General features: G+C 33.8%; 10 protein-coding genes and 1 pseudogene. 3 read left to right on the top strand and 8 right to left on the bottom strand.

Annotation, left to right across the window (positions count from 1 at the left end):
* Nucleotides 1-252 precede the first annotated feature (252 nt).
* Both ACYQ4S_RS09190 and ACYQ4S_RS09195 read left to right on the top strand, forming a co-directional pair.
* The gene (locus ACYQ4S_RS09190; RefSeq protein WP_459770723.1) at nucleotides 253-570 is read left to right on the top strand and encodes a hypothetical protein; all 318 of its coding nucleotides are present in this window, start codon (nucleotides 253-255) and stop codon (nucleotides 568-570) included.
* Nucleotides 571-886: 316 nt separating this feature from the next.
* Nucleotides 887-1,087: a hypothetical protein gene (locus ACYQ4S_RS09195; protein ID WP_459770725.1), complete on the top strand. Its 201-nt coding sequence runs from the start codon at nucleotides 887-889 to the stop codon at nucleotides 1,085-1,087.
* A gap of 184 nt (nucleotides 1,088-1,271) precedes the next feature.
* Here ACYQ4S_RS09195 and ACYQ4S_RS09200 read toward each other — a convergent pair whose 3' ends face one another.
* On the bottom strand, nucleotides 1,272-2,000 hold the full coding sequence (locus tag ACYQ4S_RS09200) for an HIRAN domain-containing protein (RefSeq protein WP_346024764.1): 729 nt from the start codon (nucleotides 1,998-2,000) through the stop codon (nucleotides 1,272-1,274).
* 156 nt (nucleotides 2,001-2,156) lie between these two features.
* On the opposite strand from ACYQ4S_RS09200, the pseudogene ACYQ4S_RS09205 reads away from it, so the two are divergent.
* Nucleotides 2,157-3,220, top strand: a pseudogene (locus ACYQ4S_RS09205) (IS30 family transposase).
* Between the two features lie 573 nt (nucleotides 3,221-3,793).
* Here ACYQ4S_RS09205 and ACYQ4S_RS09210 read toward each other — a convergent pair.
* The 7 genes from ACYQ4S_RS09210 to ACYQ4S_RS09240 form a co-directional block, all read right to left on the bottom strand.
* Nucleotides 3,794-4,126 carry a type II toxin-antitoxin system PemK/MazF family toxin gene (locus ACYQ4S_RS09210; RefSeq protein ID WP_459770727.1) on the bottom strand — a complete coding sequence of 111 codons (333 nt, stop codon included), beginning with the start codon at nucleotides 4,124-4,126 and terminating at the stop codon, nucleotides 3,794-3,796.
* Nucleotides 4,119-4,406 (bottom strand): type II toxin-antitoxin system RelB/DinJ family antitoxin, encoded by a 288-nt coding sequence (locus ACYQ4S_RS09215; protein ID WP_346024767.1) that lies wholly within the window; start codon nucleotides 4,404-4,406, stop codon nucleotides 4,119-4,121. Before ACYQ4S_RS09215 ends, ACYQ4S_RS09210 begins: the two co-directional genes overlap by 8 nt.
* Nucleotides 4,407-4,545: 139 nt before the next feature.
* Nucleotides 4,546-5,394: an N-acetylmuramoyl-L-alanine amidase family protein gene (locus ACYQ4S_RS09220; RefSeq protein WP_346024768.1), complete on the bottom strand. Its 849-nt coding sequence runs from the start codon at nucleotides 5,392-5,394 to the stop codon at nucleotides 4,546-4,548.
* A gap of 38 nt (nucleotides 5,395-5,432) precedes the next feature.
* The gene (locus tag ACYQ4S_RS09225) at nucleotides 5,433-5,978 is read right to left on the bottom strand and encodes a sigma-70 family RNA polymerase sigma factor (protein WP_346024769.1); all 546 of its coding nucleotides are present in this window, start codon (nucleotides 5,976-5,978) and stop codon (nucleotides 5,433-5,435) included.
* A 566-nt stretch (nucleotides 5,979-6,544) separates the two neighbouring features.
* Nucleotides 6,545-7,078 (bottom strand): DUF4411 family protein, encoded by a 534-nt coding sequence (locus tag ACYQ4S_RS09230; protein ID WP_459770730.1) that lies wholly within the window; start codon nucleotides 7,076-7,078, stop codon nucleotides 6,545-6,547.
* Nucleotides 7,071-8,240: an ImmA/IrrE family metallo-endopeptidase gene (locus ACYQ4S_RS09235; RefSeq protein WP_459770732.1), complete on the bottom strand. Its 1,170-nt coding sequence runs from the start codon at nucleotides 8,238-8,240 to the stop codon at nucleotides 7,071-7,073. The genes ACYQ4S_RS09230 and ACYQ4S_RS09235 overlap by 8 nt, the downstream gene beginning before the upstream one ends.
* 57 nt (nucleotides 8,241-8,297) lie before the next feature.
* Nucleotides 8,298-9,707 (bottom strand): reverse transcriptase domain-containing protein, encoded by a 1,410-nt coding sequence (locus tag ACYQ4S_RS09240; protein WP_459770734.1) that lies wholly within the window; start codon nucleotides 9,705-9,707, stop codon nucleotides 8,298-8,300.
* Between the last annotated feature and the right edge of the window lie 743 nt (nucleotides 9,708-10,450).

Consider the following 10,450-nt stretch of genomic DNA (forward strand, 5'->3'; position numbering starts at 1 on the left):
TTTCTGGAAAAAGTCATCCCTTGCGCCAGCACTTGACTTTTTTGGAAATTTTAACGAAAACCATTTGTGACGAAAGTAACAATCTATGGAAATCATTTATTCTAAGTTTTATGCAACACTAGTGATTTTTCACAAGAAATTTATTTACTTGAAAAGTACAGCGAGCTTCACTTTCATGCTTTAGGCACACTATTTCCAGATATTAATATCACTTCCACTGATTCTCTTCATTGGGATAGAAAAGATTTCTTATTGAATGTATATATCTCGTCACAAGATATTTGGGGAAAATTTAAATATTGGTCAAAGATTACTTGGAAAGCTATCGCTGACCTTCCTGATGAACAGTACCTCTCTTTCTGGACAGCACAAGGTATCATCGATAATAAAAGAATAGTTGATTTTGATTCAATCCCTGCGGATAAAAAATACACTGTTTGGTTAAGCAAACGAGATTTTGAACATCCAGACAAATTTATAGATTACCAATTTGTAGTTGATAAAATTGAGCCCAGATTGAAATCCTTAGAAGAAAAAGGATACGCTTTTGTAAAAGCTACAAAAGGATAGATATACATGAATAGAGTATATCTTTGATTTAAAGAGGGGGACTTTTTTTATTCTCTCCAATTAAAATCTTTACTTCCAAAACATCTCATTATCCACTAATATAAATTGCGGTATTAAATGCTGGAAGCAGCTACGGTTGGTGCTTTTTTTGTATGAACAGTGCGAAAAAAATATACGAATTGGCTATTGGTACCAACCACAATATCAGAATGCCTACTAATGGATGTAAGACGAAAATCAGAAAAAATGTCTAGTATGCTATTACTCAGACAAGAAATTGATCGATAAGATAGTGACCCATCTCGGATTCATTCGAATGTTCAATAGACCAGTGAACAGTGTCAATAAATGGCTGGAACGAAAAGCGTATCAGTTGCCTGAATTTACGGTCATTGATTATTTAGAATTCATAACCTATTTTAAATCGCAGCAGTTGATCTTTTCTCTCTATGGTGAAGATAATCCCTATATGGAAGAGATACGAGCTTTCTTTCAACTGCCTGAAATAAGTAGTTAGCTTTTAAAAGTCTGATTTTATTTGTGAATAACAGAACAATTTCTACCCTAGAAAATTCAGTAATTTTTCAAAAAGAAGGCCCTAACAGAAAGTTACTCTTTCTCTCAGGGCCTCCTTTGGAATTTTATTTACTTCATCAGTGGTAACCAAATCCGCTTCTCCATTTCAATCCAGAAAGGAATAGCTAAACAGTAAGCAATAGATTGGTCTCTCGTTCTGTCTTTTGTATATTAGCTTTTTGTCCTTTAACTAAGATGTTTACTTTCCTATGAGAAGAAGCCTGCGAGTTAAAATCAAAGCTCACAACTTCAAATCTAGAATTACTTTCAATAACAGTCTTCATAAAGTCGGAATAAAAGGCAGGGACATAACCAATAGTTTCCCCTGCATATTTCACGATGATTGCATCAGGATCTTGACCATTATCTTCTTCCGTTTCAAAAGAAATTTCAGATAAATCTTTAAGTTGTCGTTTATCTTCGTTATAGTGTTGCCATCCACGAACATAAAAATCAAAGCTAAAATCTTTTCCATCAAAATCTACCGGCTTAACAAATTCATAGTTATCTGAAATAAGTTTCCCGCCAGTCATAGTTAAAACTTCAAACTCATCATTTTTAACGCTCAAGTTATTTGCTTTTAAAAGCTCCACATAATCCGGTCTCGCTTTATTTGGTAACCTTCTAGAAAACGCGCTAAATAGCTTATCTGAAGTGTACGTTTTAACTGCACTCGGAAAAGAAGGATGTAAATGATATCCATTTTCTAGGGCATCTTTTAAACCTCTTTTTTTGTTTTGGCTTTCATATGCAAAACGATAATCGTCATTTTCTTCCAGCGTTAAATTAGCAACATGGTACCATTGTCTACTCTGTTGGTTTTGCCATAAAAGGCATAATGTTCTATTTTGCATATTAATCAACCTTCTATTTTTTATATTTCCCCAAAACATGGGTTTTTAGTCTTACAACTTTTTTTGGCGTATTGTAAAATGAAACGCATCAATTAAAAAAGACATGAAGATTCGGTATACTTAAGTCACCACAACAAAGTATAGGAGCGAATCTTCATGTCACACACTCATTTTAACACAAAGAATACCAAAGGACATTTGAAATTTAAAGAGCGCGAGTTAATTGAAAAATGGCTAAACGAAGACAAAAAACAAGCTGAAATTGCTCGACTACTTGGACGTGACCGATCCACCATATATCGAGAAATCAAACGCGGAAAAGTCCCTCAAATTATTAACGGTAAAAAAGTGGTGCTTTACCGTGCTGACTATTCGGAGACAAAGTATCTACAAAACAGGCAACGCAGTCAATCCAAAGGATTGAAAGCTTTCTCTGGTCGGTTTTGGTATAAACTAAAAAAAGCGCACCATAAAGGCTGGTTTAAAGGTAAGAACCGTATTCACAACATTAAAACCTTTGTTAAGAAATATGCACGACACAACCCGAAAGAAAAAGTTCCTTGCTTTAAAACGGTTTACCGCTATATTAGGGAAAATGCATTGCCTATCAAACCACATGATTTGCCGGTGATGTATCGCTTAACTCCTCGTAAAAACAAGAAGAGTAAGCCTAAAGGTCAAAATAAAAAAGTGCTTGGACAAAGTATTTCTGATCGTCCCCCACAGGTTTTAGACCGTATTGAATTTGGTCATTGGGAAGCGGATTTAGTCAAAGGCAAAAAAATAAAGAAGAACCCGCAATCATCACATTACTAGAAAGAAAAACGCGTTATGCACTCACAATGAAAATTAGAGATTACTCTAGTGAAACTGTCCTAACAGCTTTTAAACGTATTTTAAGCGCCAATCCAGAGGCCTTTAAGACTATTACGTTTGATAATGGATCTGAGTTTTCAAAAGTATCTGAACTTGAAACTGACCGTTTGTCCATCTATTTCTGTCATGCTTATTCTTCCTGGGAAAGAGGGTCAAATGAGAACTTCAATAAATTACTTCGAGAGTTTATACCTAAGGGGCTTTCCCTCCATCAGTTTACTTTAGAATCCATCATCGAAGCAGCTGATAGAATTAATAAACGCATCAGAGAAGTCTTGGATTTGGAATCGGCAGTTGACTGTTATAACCAAGAAATAGCACAATTAAAAAGCGACTCAACCTAGCCCGGATCGAAACCGATTAAGAAGCGAATTTTTTTCACCCCCATGGGGGTGGCCCGTTCACTTCCTAATTAAATGGTCTATGTCTTGTTTTAATAAAAGTGTTGCGATTGATTTGACAATGGAAGTTATTTTTTTGTTCCCAAGACGAAACATTTCTTACTTCCATTTGTTATTACTCCTAATTAAAGCAAAGTAAATAGTAAAGTTATTTGTTAAAAAAAGTACTCAATAATATTATACCTTAATAATCTTAAAAATATAGAGATTATTGTTAATTTACTTAACCTCAAGTTAATCCAGTTACCTTCGCTCTTACCCTTCTAAACATTTTTATTCATTTGAGATCAGTGAACTGTGTTCCTAACTGGCTGGAACGAAAAGCTTATCAGTTGCCTGAAATAAGTAGTAAGTTTTAAACCTTTGCTTTCATTTGTGAATATTTTAACAATTAATATCCATTTAAATCCATTAGATTTCCAAAAAGAGGTGCTGCCAGAAAGAGTAAAACCTTTCTGTCAGCACCTCTTTTTTATTCGAAATGTTATAAATCTCAGGTAACATTTTGAAGACTACCTATGAAAAATAGTTTTCCAGAAAATCTGCCAGTTTTTCTTTGTCTCTCAATGTTAATTGACCCACTTTGGAAATTTTATCTACTTCATTTAGTGGTAACCAAATACGTTTCCCTATATCAATCCAGGAAGGAATGACTAAACCAGCTTCTTTCCAATCTTCAATTTTATAATACTGCTTTTGTATGCGTTTCGACTTTTTTGCAAATTTACTAGTTAAGCTGTAGAATTCAATACCCTCTCGATCAAAATCAAGAACTAATATCGGTCTTCTTTTTCCCCCATCACCTTTACTAAAAGCCACATATACTGTAACAATATCATAGTTATTCATAGTCATACTCTTCGTTTGCAAACCACTCCTCGACTTCTTCTCTTGTCTCAAGCTTTTCTAATGGAGCGCGTTTAGATGCTTGATTTAGACGAATAGCTGCTTTTTGCTCCCTAGTTAACATTAGATCAAAGGGCAAGCCACCACTTGCTAGTACTTGTTTATAAAATGCATTGACTGCAGTTGTCTGATTTAATCCTAATTCCTCAAAAATCAGTTCAACTTCTTCGGCAACTTCTTTATCTATTTGAATCTGAATACGCTTCTTCTCTTTCATACTCATATTTACTCACTCCTTATTACTATTTGTATATATTATACTATTATTTTACTCAAATTTAGTTGTTTTGGCAATAAAAGCTTCTTCTCATCTAGATTATTGACCTTTAAACCGGTTTTTCATATGAGTTTATCTTTTTTGTTTAAACTAGTCGCACATAGGTTGAGCTAGCGGTAATGTAAAAAATCTTTCCGGCAGAATTCTTCACTTTATATTGTTCGCCTCTTCCAACTTTAATTTTTTCTAAAATAGTTGGAAACCCCAGACCCTTAGTGACATACCCGAACACATCCTGATCAGCCCAACTTGGTTTATTGTAAAACCTCAGTTGTCCGTCATGTATGCTTTCCACTCTTTTACCAATATAATCAGGAGCTGGCTTACTTGACTCTTTAACGTTCGAGTCAGGACTTGTCTTCTTTGACCCGTCCGGCTTCACATACTGAATACCGATTTTTCTGCAAATACATTCCACCACAGCTTCTGCTGCCTGGATAAACATGTCTGAGCGAGTATAGACTTGATGATCGACTACATTATCAATAAATCCATATTCGATGATGACCGTTTCTGTTTTCCCTGTTAAACGGTGCATGAAATAGTAGTCTGTTCCTTTTCTAATTTCTCTAGTGAATACACGGCGCAATGGAAGACCCGTTGTTTTGACTAGTGAATCAGCTATGTCTTTTGCAAAATCGGGCTTAGCATGGATAGAGTGAATTGTCTCTACTCCCCGTGCTGAACCGTTAAACGCATTCCAGTGGTTCGATACACAGACGTCATACTGATTTTTGATCCGAGCGATTCGTTGAGTGGGATCTAATGACACATCAGACTTTCTTGTAATCGCAACTTGAGCACCCAATGCTTTCAACCGCTTATACTGGTATAAACTTATTTCAAGTGTCCAGTCTTTCTCATTCACACCAAACCCGATTGCTCCCGGGTCCGTCCCGCCATGTCCCGCATCAATAATAATTGTCTTACTCATCTAGTTTCCTTCTCTCTTTATCAATATAAGCCTTGAATTTAACTCTTCAGCACTGCTTTAAAATGAGCCAGTTTAATGGCGGTCTTTTTTCTCCATTCATACACTGTCTTCCGGCTGACATTATGTTTTTTCGCTATATCCGTAATAGACAGCTGATCGATTGCCGCATCTCTCAAGTACTGCTGCTCATTAGGCGTCAAATATTTAAGCATCGTCGGCATCAACTCCCAGACCAGCCAGTCACTATCCGATTCGACACCTTCTTCTGGCACAGAACGATCAAGCGCCTCACCTATCAGTGTTTCTCTTTCCGCATTTTTGATCGCCTTTCTCATCTCATCAATAATTCCCCAACGAATTTTCTGAAAGGCATAACCGGTAAACTGATAGAAATACGCTTCCTGACACAAATCTTCCGGAAATGTCTCATAAGCCTCAACCAGCTTCAATAATCCAATCTGTACATAGTCATCGTAGTCCGGATGATTAAAGCGAATCCCGCACTTTCTCAGCACCCCATATACGATACTTTCATGAACGAAGAAAAAATCATGTTCCATCTCTTCTGTTAATTTTCTTTTCATTATTGATCCTTTTCTTGAAGATCTTCTGTTTTATTTGCACAAGGCCTTGTACACCCTTACTATAGGCGGAAGTGCTTTCTCATTCAAAAGGCCAAAAAAGCTGAAACTAATCCGAAATAAATGGAATCGAACAAGTTTGGGAGAAGTTTAGAAGAAAAATGGAATCGAAGGGAAGAATATTTAATCAACTTTTTATCTAAATTTAGCGGATGTGCAAAAAAAAATGACTCTGAAGGAGTCATCTTTTTCCCTATAATTTGGATTGGAATTTCAAACAATTTTAAAATGATAATCATCAGACATCTATATCTAAAAAAGACGAAACTGAGCAATTGTAAACTAATTTGTCTTGGAGCAAGATAGTCAGCAGCAAAACAAATAGCCCTTATTAAAATCTTATAGTAGCAAGGGCTACTTAGTTTGTCTATTAAGAACTAAGAGTCTGTAACTCATTTATAACAGGTTAACTCACTGCTGCTGAAGGTCGCACAGATGGCTCATTCTGTCCTATACACTCATGTAGTGTTCACAACTCCTGAGATAGATGGCAATATTTTAAATAAACCCTACAAATTGGAATTTAATCGACGCATAAATTCGAACACATCTATGCACTGCAAATTATAGTAATCTGCAACATCTGGGATTCGAGGTTCAGAACTTGTAGGATTCGTAGTATTTAATCCACCCAGACGCTTTTCCATAGTAACAATGACAGCTTCTTCTCGATTATTATTGAATTTTAATGCGGTAGAAATAAGGAACGGATCAGCTTTATTACCTTGAGCCCAAGTATTGTAACTAGCCGGTTTATAAAAGCCGCATGTGGTAATGTATTGCATTATTGAAGCATAATTGTCCACTATATGTTGATCAGAATTAGTATATAAAACATTATCGTGATTATGAATAGCATTCCTTACCCAAGTTCCTAAAAAGTCAGAATTGTTTATCAACTCATCTCTAACTTTATCAATCAAAAATATATTGTCGCCATAATTTTGCTCTAACCATATCCAAAAGCTAGGTACGATATCATTGGAATAATAAAGTCGATGGGGTGCAATAAATGTATTAGCATCAAACAAGTACTTAACCATGTTTCACCCCTATCTTATTTATGAGATTGTCAAATGTATCTCCAGTACTGATATTTAACATATCAAAAGCGTCAGTATATAATAGCTCACCAGTAGAAGTTTTTTTATTTACTAAATTAACAAAACTATGATCTAATCTACTTAAGGCTGTTATATAAAAATTTCCTCCCCTATCTCCATTCTTTTTTTTATGATTAAGATTTTCATTGGCATATTTTACAACTTCTTTGTACACTAGTTCAAATTGTTCAGAAGATAGAGACTCTTCCTGTCTTAGTTTAATCGCAACAACTTGTGGACTAATGCCTAAACAATGCGCAACAGTTTGAATAGTATCAATTGTATAATCTTTGTTAAATAACTTCTTGATTTGTATTTTCGGCAATAATATTTCAGCAGCAACTTGGTTACACAGTCTTTCTAATTCTTTGTTTTCAATCTGTTCATTGAAATCTTGATTAAAAGTATTTAATAATTCTGGCACTCCTAACCAAATATGAGCAAGTTCATGGCACAAAGAAAACAATTGGGCTGTTTGACTATCTTTTGCATTTATAAAAATTAAAGGTGCGTACTCATCGATTAATACAAACGCCCTAAACTCTTCAAGATTCAAATTACGATGAGTATTAGATTTAACAATCCCATTTTTAAAAACTAATATCCCAACCTTATTTAAATAATCTCTTAGTACATTATAAGGACGGTCTACTTTTTGATTCCAATCAATAGATAAACCTAGAACTTCGCGAATATCACTTGCTATTGTCATAAAATCAGTATTTTTATTAAAACGACCCACAATAGGTAACGGATCAAACCCATCTTTAACTCGGCTTAGTCTAACAAATTCTTGTTTTCTTTCCATCTCGTAAATCGTTTCTAAAAGATCTCGACTTAATTCGTGATAGCGTTCATTATCAATTGTGCGATAATTAGCGATAGAAACTTCTTCCTGAGGTATATCGTTTAAAAAGAAATAGCCAAATGGAATATTTAACATCTTACTCAATTTTTGTATATTGCCAATTGATATTTCAGAAGATTCACTAAGCCAAATCTCTATTTTAGGGAATTTATTCTGGAGAGATACAATATCATTACTGGAACTTTCAATCGCCCAAGCAAGAACTTTTTTATCCACTTTGTATGTTGCAACCATATCTTCCCTCCTCAAATCTGCAATTTGGCTTTCTCTATAGTAAAAGTAGATAGAAAGTTAATTATCAATTTGTTTTACATAAATTTTTTTGCCCAATAACTTTTCTAGTTTCTTCTTCCTGTTTTTTATTTGATTTAGCATTGCATTTTCCGTATTTGGTGATACTTTATCAAATGTCCGCTGAGATCTTTTTACATATTCTATAAAATTGCTTTTTTGACTTCCATTTTCTAACTTGAAGCCTCTATCTGTAAAAAGACCATATATATAATTTCTATGTGGTATTTTCTTCATTACAGACTTATTCCAATTCTTATTGTTATATGTCTTTTTTCGCTGCATTAATTTAACAAATTTTCTCATTCTCGTATAAAATCTCTCTATACTTTTTTGACGCACAGTTACTGTTTTTCCATCGTATACAAAACCAAGATAATCGATTTTACATGTTTTAGAAGATGTATTTTTACTCATTTCAAAAATCTGTTCGCTTATTTTCCTATACTTATGTGTTTTTTCTTCCGCTATTATTAATTCATTTTCTGAAGCTAACTGGTATACGGTATCAACTATTGTTTGAAATTGTTCTTCTGAGTTCCCTTTTAAAGATTTAGGTATAACAATAATAAAATCATCTGAATACCTTCGGTAAAGTCCATTGGATTTTTCTACTAATGAATTAATTTTCCAATCAAAATTCATAGCATAAACATTGGCCATCACTGCACTGATTGGCACGCCTTGGGGTATCCCTTTCTTTGATTCATTGGACTTAATTTTATGCAAAATACGAAAATCAGATAAACTTTTATCAATTGATGTAAACTTTTTATAGCCTTGTTGTCTCAAAAAAGCTTCTATACCAAAATAATCTTCGATTATATTTTTATCAATATATCCATATTTAGTTACAGATTTAAATACATTATACCAATCATTTGCTAAATAATCTGTTAGTAAAACCTCTTTTATACGTTTCTTTAAAAGATGATGATTGAGAGAGTCAAAATACCCTTTAAAATCACCGACTAAAATATATGCTTCTTCTTGTTTTGCAATATAATTAATCACTTCAGCAGCAAAATCAATATTAGATTTCCCATTTTTATTTCCTCGGTAGGCAATAGAGCTGTCATCTATCCCATTTTCACTAGCCCATTCATTGTAAAAACAATTTAATTGATTCGCATAGTATTTATAAATGTATCCATCTAAATGCCCCGCATATTTTATTGGGCGACTAGCGGGTTTATATGGTCGTCCATCAGTATATTCTGAAATATTAACTGTATATTTTTCTCTCTCTTGTTTATAACCTATTAATGGAAAAAAGCTATGTAATGCAATCTTATTAGGATTTTTGACATAGCTTTCTACTTTAGATATATGTTCAGGATAATCAAAATGAAAATATCCTTTTATTGAATAATCTTTCCTAGAAAATTTATATTTATTTATTTTTTTCACCTCAGTTAGTCAGTCCAGGATTAGCCATGGCAACTAATAACTCCCTTTCTGACAACGGACATACAAGCCTACAATTATTGCCCATTTAGATGTAGGCCAACCATGATCTTTACAACTATGTTATAGTGTACAGAGAGCGTTAGCGTCAACTTTAAACAATGAAAGTGTGGTAATTAATCTGATGATGACAATATTAGTACAACAGTTTGCCAGTTCAATACTGACTAGTCAAATTAATTCATTTCCAGAGTGCATAAAGCTTGCAAACGGACTCAGACATTATCTACTACCAACTTGTTTGGTAGGCGCTTTAAGTATACCATAAAAAAGGGAATATTTGTTCTCTAAAACTAAACTCATCAAAAAAAATTATTTCCAAATTAGAGTGATGAACTTTACCTTAATAATAAAGCCAACCATAGTGTTGCATTAAAAATTGGTTCCTTCCAATATTAGTTAACTGAATTGAAATCTCTATTTTGGTAATCGTCTAAATCTGCATTTAATAAACATTACCACTAGTGTTGCATTAAAAATTTAACTGTTTCATGACATAAAAAAGTCCTTTATAATGGGGTTGGATGACTTATCCAAGACCAAAACAAAGGACTTACAGCATGGATAAGTATAAAACAAAAATGACCATAAATAAATGGTTTTCGTACATTTCTTTAGAAACATTAAGTGAATCGTCTCGACAGGCTATCGGTCAGTTTGATCGCTATTCAAAAAAATTAACGTTT

The sequence above is a fragment of the Alkalibacterium sp. s-m-28 genome, assembly GCF_054658175.1.

Bases quoted from the DNA above. Each gene is read 5' to 3' on its own strand.
- ACYQ4S_RS09195 (WP_459770725.1), top strand. From the start codon at position 887: ATGTTCAATAGACCAGTGAACAGTGTCAATAAATGGCTGGAACGAAAA.
- ACYQ4S_RS09200 (WP_346024764.1), bottom strand. From the start codon at position 2,000: ATGCAAAATAGAACATTATGCCTTTTATGGCAAAACCAACAGAGTAGA.
- ACYQ4S_RS09210 (WP_459770727.1), bottom strand. From the start codon at position 4,126: ATGAATAACTATGATATTGTTACAGTATATGTGGCTTTTAGTAAAGGT.
- ACYQ4S_RS09215 (WP_346024767.1), bottom strand. From the start codon at position 4,406: ATGAGTATGAAAGAGAAGAAGCGTATTCAGATTCAAATAGATAAAGAA.
- ACYQ4S_RS09220 (WP_346024768.1), bottom strand. From the start codon at position 5,394: ATGAGTAAGACAATTATTATTGATGCGGGACATGGCGGGACGGACCCG.
- ACYQ4S_RS09225 (WP_346024769.1), bottom strand. From the start codon at position 5,978: ATGAAAAGAAAATTAACAGAAGAGATGGAACATGATTTTTTCTTCGTT.
- ACYQ4S_RS09230 (WP_459770730.1), bottom strand. From the start codon at position 7,078: ATGGTTAAGTACTTGTTTGATGCTAATACATTTATTGCACCCCATCGA.
- ACYQ4S_RS09235 (WP_459770732.1), bottom strand. From the start codon at position 8,240: ATGGTTGCAACATACAAAGTGGATAAAAAAGTTCTTGCTTGGGCGATT.